13 protein-coding genes are annotated in these 14,981 nt (G+C 55.6%); 5 read left to right on the top strand and 8 right to left on the bottom strand.

Annotated features, from left to right (window positions below; genetic code table 11):
• Positions 1–38 precede the first annotated feature (38 nt).
• Positions 39–935, bottom strand: a complete 897-nt coding sequence (locus F591_RS0104595; protein ID WP_019533416.1) for an AraC family transcriptional regulator — start codon at positions 933–935, stop codon at positions 39–41.
• Positions 936–1,062: 127 nt separating this feature from the next.
• Here F591_RS0104595 and melA point away from each other — a divergent pair, with 127 nt between their 5' ends.
• On the top strand, positions 1,063–2,460 hold the full coding sequence (gene melA, locus F591_RS0104590) for an alpha-glucosidase/alpha-galactosidase (RefSeq protein WP_019533415.1): 1,398 nt from the start codon (positions 1,063–1,065) through the stop codon (positions 2,458–2,460).
• 522 nt (positions 2,461–2,982) lie between these two features.
• On the opposite strand, the gene F591_RS0104585 is transcribed toward melA, so the two are convergent.
• Positions 2,983–4,008, bottom strand: coding sequence for a peroxiredoxin family protein (locus F591_RS0104585; RefSeq protein WP_019533414.1), 1,026 nt, complete (start codon positions 4,006–4,008; stop codon positions 2,983–2,985).
• 240 nt (positions 4,009–4,248) lie between these two features.
• Here F591_RS0104585 and F591_RS0104580 point away from each other — a divergent pair, with 240 nt between their 5' ends.
• The 3 genes from F591_RS0104580 (at position 4,249) to F591_RS0104570 (ending at position 7,718) form a co-directional block, all read left to right on the top strand.
• Positions 4,249–5,244: a C40 family peptidase gene (locus F591_RS0104580; RefSeq protein ID WP_019533413.1), complete on the top strand. Its 996-nt coding sequence runs from the start codon at positions 4,249–4,251 to the stop codon at positions 5,242–5,244.
• Positions 5,245–5,518: 274 nt separating this feature from the next.
• Positions 5,519–6,460, top strand: a complete 942-nt coding sequence (locus F591_RS0104575; RefSeq protein ID WP_019533412.1) for a M15 family metallopeptidase — start codon at positions 5,519–5,521, stop codon at positions 6,458–6,460.
• Between the two features lie 391 nt (positions 6,461–6,851).
• Positions 6,852–7,718, top strand: a complete 867-nt coding sequence (locus F591_RS0104570) for a helix-turn-helix transcriptional regulator (RefSeq protein ID WP_019533411.1) — start codon at positions 6,852–6,854, stop codon at positions 7,716–7,718.
• A gap of 196 nt (positions 7,719–7,914) precedes the next feature.
• Here the strand turns inward: F591_RS0104570 and F591_RS0104565 are convergent, their stop codons facing one another.
• The gene (locus F591_RS0104565) at positions 7,915–9,258 is read right to left on the bottom strand and encodes an ABC transporter substrate-binding protein (RefSeq protein ID WP_019533410.1); all 1,344 of its coding nucleotides are present in this window, start codon (positions 9,256–9,258) and stop codon (positions 7,915–7,917) included.
• Positions 9,259–9,612: 354 nt separating this feature from the next.
• Here F591_RS0104565 and F591_RS0104560 point away from each other — a divergent pair, with 354 nt between their 5' ends.
• Positions 9,613–10,545, top strand: coding sequence for a manganese-dependent inorganic pyrophosphatase (locus tag F591_RS0104560; protein ID WP_019533409.1), 933 nt, complete (start codon positions 9,613–9,615; stop codon positions 10,543–10,545).
• A 140-nt stretch (positions 10,546–10,685) separates the two neighbouring features.
• Here F591_RS0104560 and F591_RS0104555 read toward each other — a convergent pair whose 3' ends face one another.
• From F591_RS0104555 to ctaD, 5 genes are all read right to left on the bottom strand, one after another.
• The gene (locus F591_RS0104555) at positions 10,686–11,147 is read right to left on the bottom strand and encodes a DUF420 domain-containing protein (protein WP_019533408.1); all 462 of its coding nucleotides are present in this window, start codon (positions 11,145–11,147) and stop codon (positions 10,686–10,688) included.
• Between the two features lie 52 nt (positions 11,148–11,199).
• On the bottom strand, positions 11,200–12,075 hold the full coding sequence (locus F591_RS0104550) for a cytochrome c oxidase assembly protein (protein WP_051109099.1): 876 nt from the start codon (positions 12,073–12,075) through the stop codon (positions 11,200–11,202).
• A gap of 120 nt (positions 12,076–12,195) precedes the next feature.
• Positions 12,196–12,504 (bottom strand): cytochrome C oxidase subunit IV family protein, encoded by a 309-nt coding sequence (locus tag F591_RS0104545; protein ID WP_019533406.1) that lies wholly within the window; start codon positions 12,502–12,504, stop codon positions 12,196–12,198.
• 1 nt (position 12,505) lies between these two features.
• Positions 12,506–13,129, bottom strand: coding sequence for a cytochrome (ubi)quinol oxidase subunit III (locus tag F591_RS0104540; RefSeq protein WP_019533405.1), 624 nt, complete (start codon positions 13,127–13,129; stop codon positions 12,506–12,508).
• Complete coding sequence (gene ctaD, locus F591_RS0104535) at positions 13,126–14,937, bottom strand: cytochrome c oxidase subunit I (protein WP_019533404.1); 1,812 nt, start codon at positions 14,935–14,937, stop codon at positions 13,126–13,128. The genes F591_RS0104540 and ctaD overlap by 4 nt, the downstream gene beginning before the upstream one ends.
• Between the last annotated feature and the right edge of the window lie 44 nt (positions 14,938–14,981).

Below are 14,981 nucleotides of genomic sequence, written 5' to 3'. Positions count from 1 at the left end.
CGGACGACGCGCTGCTTGGCACCGGACGCCGGGCGGCCTTACTGCTCGACTCGCAGGAACGACACCGGATCGACCTGCTTGCCGAGCCTGTATTCGTTCGGAGTGACGCCGACAAACGAGCGGAACACCTTGATAAAATAGTTCGTATAGCCGAATCCGGTCTCTCGCGCGATCGCCTCGACGGTACGTTCCGTATGGCGCAGCAGCCGGGCCGCCTGCTCCACGCGGATTTTGCGCAAATATTGATTCGGCCTTAGCCCCGTCTTCTTCTGGAACTGCCGGCAGAAGTGATACTTCGTCAGGCCGGCGGCGCTTGCCATATCGTCGACGGACAAGTCTTCGCTGTACCGCGATTTCATCAGCCGGACCGCCGCGCGAATCGGCCCCGGCAACTCTTCGTCCGCCCGGACGATATCTCTCCCCTCGGCCAGCCGGTGCAGCTCCATCAGCCATTCGTACAGTCTGGCCGAGATGACGTATTTGTCGAGCTGCGGATTGCGGCACAGCTCCGCGTACAGCCGGCTGATCGCAAGCACCGGCTCCTGGCGGTCGCGAAGCGGGATGACCGGCCCGAGCCGGCGGATCAGCTCGGTGCAATGATGGATCGCGTCAGACCCGTTCACCACCACGTACAAAAACTCCCATTCGCTCGCTTCCTCGGAAAAATAATATTCGTGATCGCTGGGAACAACGGTCAAGAAAGCGGTCTCCTTCGGCAAGGCATGCTTCGTCTCGCCGATGCGCAGCATGCCCCGGCCGTTCAGCGTGTACTGGAATATCGCATACCCCCCGCCCCGCCGCAGGCCATGCCACCGGTATTGCGGCGAAACGACACGGTCCCAGCCGATGTTGATCAGGCGAATCGGCATCCCCGCCTCGGACAAATATTTGAAGCCGATGCTGCTCCTTTCACAAGCCTCATGAGGATACAGCAATATAGTCTCATCCTTTCGATAATATGTTATCATTGTCGCTTCTCTCCGATTGCCTTATTATGAAGCTGACTGAAGCGTTATGTCAATTCGGCAAGCAGCTAAAATGCGAAATTCGGAGGGGATTTCTATGTTGAAAATCGCCATGATCGGCGCGGGAAGCATCGGCTTCACCCGCCGCCTCGTGATGGACATCCTGGCCGTCCCGGAGTTTCAGAATGCGCAATTCCGTTTCATGGATATCCATGAAGAGAACCTGGAGATGGCCGCCAATCTGTGCCGGGCGATGATCGAGAAGAACGGCCTGCCGGCAACCGTCTCCGCCGCGCTGGATCAGCGGGAAGCGATCGCCGGCGCCGATTATGTTTTCTGCACGGCCCGGGTCGGAGGATTGGAAGCGTTCGCCCACGATATTGAAATTCCGCTGAAATACGGCGTCGATCAATGCGTAGGAGACACGCTCGGCCCGGGCGGCGTGTTCTTCGCGCTGCGCACGATCCCCGTGCTGCTCGATATCGCGCGCGATATGCGGGAGCTCGCGCCGGGGGCGCTGCTGCTCAATTATTCGAATCCGATGGCGATGAACATGTGGGCGCTGCGGCGCGCCGGCGGCGTACGGGCTGTCGGGCTATGCCACGGCGTGCAGCACAGCCATGCGCTCATCGCTCAAGCGCTCGGGCTGCCCAAGGAAGAGGTCGATTACACCGCGGCAGGCATCAACCACCAGACCTGGTTCGTTCAAGTGTCGCACCGGGGACGCAGCCTGCTGAAGGATATTTTGCCGGCCATGGAAAAGAACCCCGATATCGCCGAGAAGGAGCCTTGCCGTATCGACGTGCTGCGGCGGTTCGGTTACTTCTCGACCGAATCGAACGGCCATCTCAGCGAATATTTGCCCTGGTATCGCAAACGCGGCAAAGAGGAAACGGCCAAGTGGATATACGACAAAGTGTGGATCGGCGGGGAAACCGGCGGCTATTTGAATCACTGCCTGAGCAGCAGGGACGAATATCGGGACAATTACCCGAAATGGCTGAACGGAGAGCTGGAATTCATCAAGCTCGGAGAGCGGTCGGAGGAGCACGGCTCCTACATCCTCGAAGCGCTGGAGACCGGCCGCGTCTACCGCGGACACTTCAATATCGGCAATCGAGGCCTGATTACGAACCTGCCCGACGGATGCACGATCGAAATTCCGTGCTATGTCGACCGCAACGGCATTCAGCCGACGTTCACTGGCCGGCTGCCGCTTGCCTGCGCCGCTACGTGCTGCGCCAGCGTCAGCGTGCAGGAGATGGCCGTTGAAGCGGCCTTGACGGGCGACCGCGAGCTGGTGAAGCAGGCAGTGCTGCACGATCCGCTGACGGCTGCCGTGTGCACGACCGACGAAGTATGGCGAATGTGCGACGAGATGTTCGACGCGCTTGCCCCGTGGCTGCCGCAGTTTAACGGAGCCGGCCGGACATGGGCGGACATCCCGCTGCCGGACGACGGACGGCTACGCCGGGCACAGCTTGCGGGAGAGTAAGATCAAGACGCAAGCCGCCCGCCCTGGGGGCTATTTTCAAGATAGACCCCCATGCGGCTTGCGCGGCACCATCAGAAGATGAAAATGGGCCGCGGGCCCCGCGCTATTTTCAAGATAGACGCCTATGACGAGCGCTTCCTTTCGTCATCGGTCGTCACCTGCGGTATTGAAATTTTGTCGGCGTATACCGCCAAATTTTCAAGATAGAAGTACATTCCGAGAGGAACGGCCGCGCTTGGTTTATCGGTCGTTTTTCCTGGTACGGAAAAACGCGATCGCTCGCACGCCTTTAGCGGAGTTACTTTTTCCGGCACGCATGTTAAGAAAACGTATATCGACGTCCATTCAAGGATGAGCGACCGCGGTTCAGCGGTAGTTTTCCTGGTACGGAAAGTCGCACTTCGCTTTAATCCAAGCTAAACTTTCCATAACGATAAAAAGAGGGGCCCCGCTTTCCCAGAAGGGTCCCTCTTTCAATAAGCACAGACAGCAATGCCAGGCAACATGAAGTAATGCTCGGCATCACTTTAACCCTGCCGCCTGCTTCAGCTGCTCGTAATTCAACGGTCCTTGATGCTTTTGCCGAATGACTCCGTCCGGGCCGATGATGTACGTTGCCGGATAAGCCGTTACCCGATACGTCTGCCCGACCTCGCCTTCGCCGTCATAAACGATCGGGAAGGTCAGTCCCCATTCGCGTACCCATGCCTTGACGACGACGCGGCTGACTTCTGTCGTCGTGGCGTTCACCCCCAGCACAACCGCGTCCTCCATGCCGAAGTCCGCGTAGAACCGCTGCAGGTAGGGCATTTCCGCCTGACAAGGAGGGCACCATGTAGCCCAAAAATTAAGCACGACGGTTCGGCCGCGATAATCCGACAGCCTGATCCTCTCCCCATCCAAGCTCTCCAGCTCGAAGTCCGGGGCCAACTGCCCCTTTTTCAAGCCGACTCCCGGGGCGGCGGCAGCGCTTGTCCGCTCCCATCCGTTCGCCGCCGCTGTCCACAGCAGCGAGGCGCCAATCGCGGCAACGAGCGCGAGCTGCAGAGACTGCCGTATCGGCGAGAAACGCAGCCGCGTCAGACCGTACAGAGCCGCCGCTGCGCACCACAGCGTCATGCCCCCTGTCGTCAGGCGGTGACCTTCTCCCGCCGCGAACTGCAGCAGCCCGTATGCGGCGCACCCGCTCAAAATCGCGGCCAAGAGCGAATCGATATAAGCGTGGCGGGAAGCTCGTCCTCTCCAGGCGGCATAAGCAAGGCAAAGAACAGCGAGGACCGACGCCAGGATCGCGCCCTGGACGCCGCCGTTGAAATAAAGCAGCGACCGGAACCCGTCCTGAACCGCCGACGGATCGAATATGTACACGCTCAGCTTCCAGACGAGCAGCCAGATGAGCAGCGCCGTGCTGGCCGCAGAAGCGACCGGCGCAGCTTCGGCCGTATTCCGCAGCCGAAGCCGCAGCGCGACATAGCCGGCCAGCGCCGCCAGCAGCGCCGCCAGCGTGCTCCACTGCAGGACGACCGGCCCCACATTAACGGCCATCATGAGAATTGAGCAACCTCCTTCAAGACTTACACGTGTTCTCGCTTATTCTCATTGTGGCGCTTGTCTGCGGGCATGTCAAATAGCCCGACACGAGAGCATGTCAGGAATTACCTCTAGGCTTACCGTTTTTTCTCATGTTAAGCTCATATTGCAGGCCCAAAAACGGCATCTCTTCCCAACAGAGAGCGATCAATGCCAATTCAGGCTTGTTACATCCAGATTCACAGGAGGTAGTACAACATGAACAAACAACTGTCGTCGTTGCTGCTTGCCACAGCCGTTACCTTCGGTGCCGGCGCTTTCATCGCAGACAAAGCCCATGCCGCGGATGCCGTCATTGTCGATACCGTCAGCTTCCGCAGCGCGCCGAATGTCGATTCCACCGTATACCGTTACCTGAAAGATGGAGAACAAGTCGATATCGTCAGCAAAGTCAACAAATATTGGTATCAAGTCCGCGATTCCAGCGGCAAGCTTGGTTACGTCTCGTCGAACTCCAAGTATATTCGCACAACCGACTCCGGTTCGTCGTCTTCGAATACGTCTTCCGGCAGTTTCCAGCCTAACGCGACCATCGTAGGAGGCGTCAACTTCCGCAGCGGCCCAAGCACCAGCGCAAAATCATACGGTCTGCTCAAAAAAGGGGATCAGGTCCAAATCCTTAGCAAGGTCAACAATTATTGGTATAAGGTGCGCACCTCTTCGGGAAAGACAGGCTATGTCTCCACCAGCTCGAAATATATCAGCACAGGCGCATCGAACGGGAATAACAGCGGTTCGACGCCGTCGATCCCGGCCTCCCAAGCGGCCCAAAAGGTCATTGCTGCGGGCAAAAAATATTTGGGCACGCCGTACGAGTACGGCTCCAGCCGCTCGAATACGAAAACATTCGATTGCTCCGACTTCGTAAGACAAGCCTTCAAGGATGCGCTGGGCATTACGCTTCCGAGCGATTCCCGCAAGCAGGGCGAGTACGTAAAGTCGAAGGGCAATATAACAACCGACTGGAAAAAGCTGCAGCCTGGCGACATCATGTTCTTTATGTCTTATAAAGGGACAAGCAAATCGAGTTATCCGAGCGATATGTCGAATCAGCGAATTACCCACTGCGGCATCTACCTTGGCAATGGGCAAATCCTGCATACATACTCCAAGGAGTCCGGCGGCGTCCGCATCGACAACATCCAGGGCAAGCATTGGGAATACCGATTCATTTTCGGAGGCAGCGCACTTTAATCCTTGCTGGCAGGCCCTCATTCGCTTTGTTCATATGTATTGACGCAGAACCCCGGCCGAAGGTTTCGGGGGTTTCCCTCTTACCATTCGTTCCCTGTCGTTATGTCTGCAGCATTCGGTTTCCCCTTCCGTCGGTTGGCGGTCCGCTTCGTGCCGAGTCGCGCCGATCGGATGCTCCCGTCGCGCCGATATGTAACTTTCTGCGGCCCAACATCGTCCATTAAGGTAGCGGCCTGAATGCCGAATTTTATCCGACACCATAAAAGGAGCTACCATGAGCAAAATGACAACGATGTCTGCCCTGCTGCTTGCTCTCACACTGGCAATCGCGGGCTGCGGCAACGAAGCCCCCGGAGAGATCGCCTCGCCGCCTGCGGAGAGCGGCGGGCCGTCTTCCGGCGCGGCAAGCAGCGCTGGCGACCCGCATAGCGGGCGCTCTGACGCAACGCCGGCTTCGGGCAGCGCAGCCGCCCCGAATGCTCCGACCGGGCGAGACGCCGCCCCAGACAAACAGAACGAGCCTGCGGACGACGGAGCGAACAAAACCACCGGCAAGACTGCGGACAAGAGCCAACCCGTCAACCAGGGGAATGACGCTTCGGGGAAGGACAAGGAAATGCAGGTCGTCGCCAAGCCCGAAAGCATCACGGCCCTTGTCAACAAGCAAAACGCTTTGCCGGACAACTACAAGCCGAGCGATCTGGTCTATCCGGACGTTCCGTTCCTGTTCAAGGAAAAGATCGAGAAGCGTATGCTGCGCAAGGAAGCCGCCGAAGCGCTCGAGAAACTGTTCGCCGCTGCCAAAGAGGACGGCGTCGCGCTGGCCGGCGTGTCCGCTTACCGTTCCCGAGCCACGCAGAAGGCGCTGTTCGAACGCTATGTCAAGAAGGACGGCGAAGCCAAAGCCCGCACCTACAGCGCCGTACCGGGCACCAGCGAGCATGAGACCGGGCTGGCCATCGACGTCTCCGGCAGCGACGGCAAATGCGCAGCGTCCGATTGCTTCGCCGACACCAAGGAAGCGGAATGGCTCGCCGAGCATGCTCCGGAATACGGATTCATCATCCGCTATCCGAAAGGCAAGGAGAACATTACCGGCTATCAATACGAGCCTTGGCATTTGCGGTACGTCGGAGTGGAGATCGCCAAGGAAATGGCCGCGAAAGGCATTACCTTGGAGGAATACTTCGACGCCGTGCCCGTTTCTCAGCCTTGAACAAGAGTCTTTTTTAAGCAACAAGACGCCATACGCGGCCCGCACGCTCCCGTCCCTACCGTTTCCGGTGGGGCGGGAGCTTTCTTTTCGCGTTACCGTCTAACTTCGCTAAAGTGTTGAAGCGAGCGAAGTGCGACTTGCCGTTCCAAGAAAAACGACCGCTAACGCGAGGTTTGACCGCTGACGCGGAGTTCGACCGCTAACGCGAGGTTCGACCGCTGACGCGGAGTTCGAGGCCGCCGGCGGAATATCTCTTGTCGCAGCAAAGTCTAGGTTTGCACGATAAAGGACTTCGGATAGACATTTTTCTCAATTTGGTGAAAGTATCCATATCCGCAGCGAAATCAGGTATAATGAAAGCGTAACCAGCGAAACGGGAGGGTATGCGGCGATGGATATTTGTGGTCCAAAATATATGATTGGAGAGAATGACTTTTCCATTCAATATATGTACAGAAGAGGCTATTCGACCATGGCCAACGCCCACTTTCACCCATTTTACGAGATCTTCTTCCTGCTTCAAGGAGAACGCACCTACTTTATCAACGGCATGGTGCTGACTGCCCGGCGGGGGGACATGATCGTTGTCAACCCGTACGACCTTCACCGCACGGAAAGCTCGGAGGTCCCTGAATTCGAGCGCATTCTCATCAACTTCGCCGACGACTTCCTGCGACCTGCACTTCCTGGGGGAGTCTCGCCGTGGCTTCCTTTCCGGAGCAGGTCCCCCCTCATTCGCTTCCCGTTGAAAGCGTTTCAATCGAACGAACGGCTGTTCCGGGAAATACTAGCCGAATGCAGGGAGCAAAAAGACGGTTATATCACCTGCGTCCGGGCCCTTCTGGCGAAGCTGCTGATCCGAATTTACCGGCTGAACGAGTCGGAACCCGAAGAGCCGCTTCCATACCCTCATCCGATGCATGAAAAAATTACGCAAATCGCCTCTTACCTGAACAGGCATTATCAAGAAGAGATTACGCTCGAACAAGTGGCGCGGCACTTTTATGTCAGCCCATCCTATCTGAGCCGCATCTTTAAAAAGATGACCGGCTTTCACTTCCGGGAGTATGTGCAGGCTGTCCGGGTGAGGAAAGCGCAGGAGCTGCTGCGCGACACGAATGACAAAGTCGTGACGATCGCGGAGCGAACGGGCTTCAGCCATATCGCCCATTTCAACACGACATTCAAAAAAATAACCGGGCTCCCGCCGCTCCAGTATCGGAAGCAGTGCGAAGCCGAGCGCGCGCGGAAGTCGTAAATCCGCCGCCGGATGAACTTGCAAAGGGGCTGCTACAGCCGGTTGCCGCTATTCCCGGGATGCGAAGGGCCAGCCACGGCAGGTCGCCGCTTCCCCTGGAATGCGAAGGGCCAGCTACGGTCGGACTGCAACCTCTGGAAAGCGGCAAAGGGCATAGCGCCCGTTAACGAGCGCCATGCCCTTATTTCTTCCGCGTTTAATTCCCCGCTTTCACCGCGTCGACCGCTTTGTTGGCGGTCTCTTCGATTTTGCGGAACAGCGTGTTCAGGTCCGAAACGCCCAGTGCGGCTTCGTGAACCGTATCCTCGTACGCTTTTTGCGCATCTCCTTCGTACATCGACTTGATCGGCAGCGCCGCATAGCTGTTATGGAAGACGGCGCTCAAGTTTTTGTCCTTGTACGGGCTGTCCTGCCCGAACTGCTGCTTGATCGCTTCGTCCTTCAGCGTCGTCATCGTGCCGCTGCGCACCTGCTTGGTCTGGTACTCGGTGTCGGTCAAAAATTTGATGACGGCCATTGCCTCGTCCTTATGCTTGCTCTGTGCCGTTACCCCCCAATAGAAAGGGTAAGCCGACGAACCGACGTTCGGCAGCTCCTCGAAGGTCGGGAGCGCAGCGATATCCCAGTTCATGCCCTCCGCGCCTCCAGCCGCCCAATCCAGCTGAGACAAGTAGGCGAGCATGGCCAGGTTACGCTCCTTCAGGAACGGATCCTTGTACGGCAGCTTGTTTTTCAAGCCTTCCATCGCCTTGCGGAAGCCCGGATCATTGGATGGCGCAATATAATAGTAATCGAAGAGCTTCTTCCATTGTTCATTCGCATTGATCGTCGCTTTGTCCGTCTGGCTGTCCAGGAAAGTGAGCGAGAACTGGTTGGCTCTCAGCGTATGCGACGGCGAAGCCGCAAAGCCCAAATATTGCTTGCCTCCATCGGATCTTGTCAGCTGCTTGGCCAGCTGATGCAGCTCGTTCCACGTCATGCCGTTGGTCGGATACGGCACTCCGAATTTGTCGAAAATATCTTTGTTATAAAACAAAATAACGTTCTCGGACCATACAGGGAGGCCGTAGATGCCGTTCCCGGACATTCCCTGCGCATAGTCGATCATCGTCGGCTCGAATTTACCGATATCGATGTTATGCTTCTTGATCAGCTCCGTCATATCGTAGGCAAGCCCGAACTTGGTCACCGTATGGAAAAAATTCACGCTTTCATAATAAATATCGATTTGCTGTCCTGCGGCGACCAGTTCATCGATATTGGTGCCTTTGCCTTTCTTTATATACTTGATCGTGAAATTCGGAAACTGTTGCTGGATCGGGTCGATAAACTTCTTCTGCACCTCTTCCTCCGAGGTTGCCGCCGTTGAATAGAGCACGAGCTCTACCGGGTCGCTTGTGACGAGCGATTGCTGGCCTTTCGCCTCGCCTTCGGCGCCGCCGCCTTCGCCGGATGACGCCACCTGCCCCTGACCTCCGCTGCAAGCCGTCAATAGCGCTGCAATCAGCGCGGCAGACAATAACGCTTTTTTCTTTGCCATTCATTGATCCTCCCTTTTTAATCGACTACCGTTCATGTGACCCATTAAGCAGGTCGATGCACTTGTCCATGGGCATGTGCTCTTTCCCCATGGTCAGAGCGGGATAACCGGATCTTCTGCCGAATAGTAAGCGCTTAATTTACCGGTTTAGTGCAATAATAACATAAATAAAAGGCGTATTCTTTATGATTCCTTGCTACTTATTTCAAAAATTTGCTCTCTTGGAGGACAAATATTCTTTTATCCCCATTAAATTAATAGGAATAAACGACATATCGTGGTATAATCTTGATAGACACGCTCGCAGTAGGTTATACTTTTCACAAAAAGACGAATAAGGAGTAAGATCTGAGAATGGACAAAGTACTTATTTTTGGTCACAAAAATCCCGATACCGACTCGATTTGTTCCGCGATCGCCTATGCTGAACTGAAGAAGAGCCTCGGCAGCAACGTAGAGGCTGTCCGCCTGGGCAGCATTAACGGAGAAACGCAATATGCGCTGGATTATTTCAAAGCGTCGGCTCCCCGTCTCGTCGAATCGGTTGCCGGCGAAGCCAAGGAAGTTATTTTGGTCGATCACAACGAACGTCAGCAAAGCGCGTCGGACATCGATCAGGTTCGCATTGCCGAGGTCATCGACCATCACCGCATCGCCAATTTCGAAACGAGCGGTCCGCTGTACTACCGCGCCGAGCCGGTCGGTTGTACGGCAACCATTCTGAACAAATTGTACAAAGAAAGCGGCGTCGCCATCCGCCAAGATATTGCCGGTCTCATGCTGTCCGCCATCATCTCCGATTCTCTTCTCTTCAAATCGCCGACCTGCACGCAGGAAGACATCGCTGCGGCCAAGGAGCTGGCCGAGATCGCCGGAGTCAACGCGGAGAGCTACGGGCTCGAGATGCTGAAGGCAGGCGCCGATCTCAGCGACAAGTCGATCGCCGAGCTCATTTCGCTCGACTCCAAGGAGTTCCAGATGGGCAGCGCGAAGGTTGAGATCGCCCAGGTCAATGCGGTGGACACCAATGACGTGCTGTCGCGCCAGGCGGAAGTCGAAGCGGCGCTTTCGGGCATTGTCGCCGAGAAGGGACTGGATCTGTTCCTCTTCGTCGTAACCGACATTTTGAACAACGATTCCATCGGTATCGCCATCGGGCGGGCCGCCGACGCTGTCGAGCAGGCTTACAACGTGAAGCTGGAGAACAACAAGGCTGTACTGAAAGGCGTCGTATCCCGCAAATCGCAGATCGTGCCGGTGCTCACTGACATTTTCAACAAAAGATAATCAACTGCCTCGCATAAGGCTGCCGAACGAATCGGCGGCCTTTTCTTGTCGCGCAAATTGAAAAAAGACCTCTGCAAGAGAGATCTTTCAGCTCATATCGTCAACCCCAAAAGCCTATAACCCCATAACCGCCAGACCGGTCAAACGCCCAGGATCGCGTCGATCATCGGCTTCGTTTCCCCGCCAGGGTACAGCAAATATAGCAGCACGTAAACGACGACGCCGGTCGGAGCGGTCAGCAGCCACATGACGGCCGTCCAGCGGCCGATCTTTTTATGCCTGGCGAATTTTTTATTGAAGGCGAGAACAAGCGTGATGATGCCGAACACGCCAGCCGCCGTAGCCAAGGCAATATGGAAGAACAGGAACAGATGATAGGCCAGCTTGAGGTCTTCCGGCCCCCCGAAGCTCGTATTTCCTACAAAAACGGTCCGGCTTGCGTAAATCAGAAAGAAGGCGAGCGCGAACCCGGCGCCCCACAGCATCAAGGTTTGGTGCTGCTTCTGGCGGCCGTTGACGATATGGTACCAGCCTATGGCGACGAGCACCGCGCTGATGACGATGAAGCTGGTGCTAATGGTCGGCAATATGGCTACTTTCATTCCTCATCCCCACCTATTGTGCAAATATGACATACGGGCTGCGGGATTGCAATCAATGAGCATTGCCAGTGGAATGCATCATGGAGTCGCTCAGCAAATCCTCTTCCTCTTCCTTCTGACGTTCACTCCGATACCAGCGGAAGAATACATAGGCGAGCGCGAAGCCGTATACGATCTCCTGCACGATCTTCATCACGACGCCGCCCAACTGCTGGTCGTCCACCGATTCAAGAAACCAGATCGTGGCCGGGATATGGGCATACGAGGCGTACAGCGGATCTTTGGCAAAAATAATCAGCGCGCAGGCGGGCGTCAACAAAATGCCGTTGACAAAAATATACAGCATTTTCTTGAGCTCCGAAATTTTCGCGTACTCCGGCATTGGACAAAAGACGGGAAACCACATCTGAAAAGCAGCCGTCAGAAAAATCACATAATACAACCGGAGCGCCGCTTCATGGACCATAAGCCAATCCATCACGATTGGAATATGGTACAGCGAGAAAATAAAGTTAAACAAAAACAAGGAAAGCATCGGATTGGCAAACACTTTCATAAAGCGTTCGCCACCCTTCGTGCGAAAAAGGGGACGCAGCAGCCATCCCGGCGTACCGAGCAGCAAAAACGGCGGCATGACCAGATACAGAACCGCCTGCTGCAGCATATGCAGACTAAAAAATTCATGGTGGCCATAGTAGCTGAGCGGACTGCCTTCCGCGATATACCAAAGCGCGAGTCCTCCCCAGAACCAAAGTCTGGGCTTAAGTCCGACCGGCTCACTTTCCGCAAAGCGGCTCCGCCAAGGACCGGTGGCCAACGTATACAGTACGCCGAGCACAACCATAGCGAGCAAAAAGCCGGGACTCCACAACTGAGCGAACGTCGGCGCGGCGCCGTGAGCCGCATGGGTAATGGCTTGGGCATTCATGATCATTGGCGCTCCTCTCATTCGTTTGCTGAAGCCATCGGAATGTGTCCAACTTGTGAAACAACCCTTAATTATACAAAAGAGAGGGGCTTCGAGTGATCAAGCCGCCTCTCCCTACAATTACCACCAAGTCCAATAAACTGCCGCAGCCATCGCCAGCAAAGCGACGATGAAGCCGAAGATGATTCCTATGATAGGAAACAGATGCCCTTTGTCCTTCATGTGCATCCAATAAGCCAGCTGGACGACGCATTGAACGATCGCCAGACCGACCAGGAACCAGAGCAGGAATGCTTTGTCCAGACCGCCGTACAGGACGGCGGCGAAAGCTAAAATCGTGAGTACGATCGAAATGATGTAGGTGATGTAATGGTTTCTTGGACCTTCCAGACGATGCCGTTCGCCTGCCGAAGAGTGTTGACTGCTCATCTTATGGTCCCACCTTTCCCATGAGGTACACGACGGTAAAGATGAACACCCACACTACGTCAATAAAGTGCCAGTACAGTGAAGCAACGTAATACTTGGGTGCCGTTACGGTCGTTAACCCTTTCCTGTACCCTTGAATGACAAGCAAGCCGATCCACAAAATTCCGAACAATACGTGAGCGCCGTGAAATCCGACCAACGTATAGAACGAGGTAGAGAATGCGCTCTTGGAGAACGTGTGGCCTTCGTGCACGTAATGAACGAATTCGTAGATCTCCAGCCCCAGGAAGCTTAGGCCAAGCAGAATCGTCACCAGCATCCACGCTTGCAGCTTCTGGAACTGATTGCGATGCATCGCCATAATGGCGAATACGCTCGTTAGCGAGCTTGTGAGCAGGATCAAGGTCGAAAGACCGACCAGGTCCAGCTGGAACAGTTGCTGGGCAGTCGGGCCGTCCGGCACCTGATTGCGCAGCGCGACGAACGATGCGAAGAGGGTACCGAACAGTACGCACTCGCCGCCAAGGAAGAGCCAGAAGCCAAGAACCTTGTTCTTGCCTTCCAGCGTAGCCGTTTCCGCGTGAGGTGGCAGGGCGCCGCCTACATCGTGATGTGCTGCACTCATGCCTTAACCCCCTTATCGTTTAATTCTTCCGGCTCGATATGCCAGCCCTTATCGTCATACACCGAGCGAAGAAGCATACAAATGAGCGTTATGCCGATCCCGATGATGCTGATCGCATACTTGTGGTACATGAAGCCGTAGCCTGCGATAAACAATCCGACCGACATCAGGAACGGCAGGATAGAAGCCGAAGGCATATGAATCGGACCTACCGGCTCCGCCGGCGTCATCTCTTTGTTGCCGGCCATCTTCTCTTTCCAGAATGCATCCAGGCCCCGTACAAGAGGCGTCTGCTTGAAGTTGTACTCCGGCGGCGGAGAAGGAATCGTCCATTCCAGGGTGCGTCCGTCCCACGGATCTGCCGGCGCGTCGATCGGCTTTCTGGCCGTTGCCACGATGTTGATCAGGAAGACGATCGTACCGACACCCATGAGGAATGCCCCGATCGTACTGATAAAGTTGCCCTGCTCCAGACCTACGTTAGGCTCGAAAGTGAACACCCGCCGCGGCATCCCCATCAATCCGAGGAAGTGCTGCGGGAAGAACGTCATATGGAAACCGATAAAGAACGTCCAGAAATGAATCTTGCCAAGCGTTTCGTTGAGCATGCGTCCGAACATCTTCGGCCACCAGTAGTAGGAAGCCGCGAACAAGCCGAGCACAAGACCGCCGACGATAACGTAGTGGAAGTGCGCTACGACGAAGTAAGTATCGTGATATTGGAAGTCTGCCGCAGGAACTGCAAGCATAACCCCCGTTACGCCACCCATAACGAATGTCGGGATGAACGACGTTGCGAAGATATTCGCCGTCGTAAAGCGAATTTGTCCGCCCCAGAGCGTGAACAGCCAGTTAAATACCTTGACGCCTGTCGGCACGGCGATCGCCATCGTCGCGACGCCGAATATCGCATCGCCGACAGGACCGATACCGGTCGTAAACATATGGTGGGCCCAAACCATGAAGCCCAGGAAACCGATCAGCGCTGTCGCGAACACCATCGAGCTGTACCCGAACAGACGCTTTCTGGAGAAGGTCGATACGATTTCAGATACGATGCCAAAAGCAGGCAAAATCAAGATATATACTTCAGGGTGACCGAACAGCCAGAAAAGGTGCTCCCACAGAATCGGGCTTCCGCCCTTGCTGACATCATAGAAGCCGCCGTTGAACAGACGGTCGAACATCAGCTCGACCAGCGCGACCGTAATAGCCGGGAAGGCGAACAAGATGAGCAAGGATGTAATGAACGCCGCCCAGGTGAACATCGGCATTCTCATGTAAGTCATGCCTGGCGCTCTCATGTTGATGATCGTCACCAGGAAGTTGATGCCGCCGATCAGCGTACCGAGACCGGAAATCTGCAGACCGAGCAAATAAAAGTCTACGCCCTTGAACGTCCCGGTGCTGTCAACAATGCCGGACAGCGGCGGATAAGCGGTCCAGCCAGCTGCCGGAGCTCCGCCCAGGAACCAGGACGTGTTCAGCAGCAATCCGCCGAAGAAGAACAGCCAGAAGCCGAGCGCGTTCACGAACGGGAAAGCGACGTCCCTCGCCCCGATCTGCAGCGGAACGATCGCGTTCATGAAGGCGAAGATGACCGGCATGACGGCAAGGAAGATCATCGTCGTCCCGTGCATCGTCGTCAACTGGTTGAACGTATCGCCGATAAAGATCTTATTGTCGGGATAAAGCAGCTGAATCCGAATCAATATCGCTTCAAGCCCGCCAATAAGGAAGAAGATTCCTCCTGCAATCAAATACAGGATACCGATTTTCTTATGGTCGACCGTCGTCAGCCAATCCATAAGGCCGGTATATCGTTTTGTGTGTGCGTGAGCCACCGTGTTAC

It is taken from the genome of Paenibacillus ginsengihumi DSM 21568, assembly GCF_000380965.1.
Lineage (GTDB): Bacteria > Bacillota > Bacilli > Paenibacillales > NBRC-103111 > Paenibacillus_G > Paenibacillus_G ginsengihumi.
The sequence above is the reverse complement of the archived record's forward strand: the minus strand, read 5'-3'. Positions and strand labels throughout refer to the sequence as shown.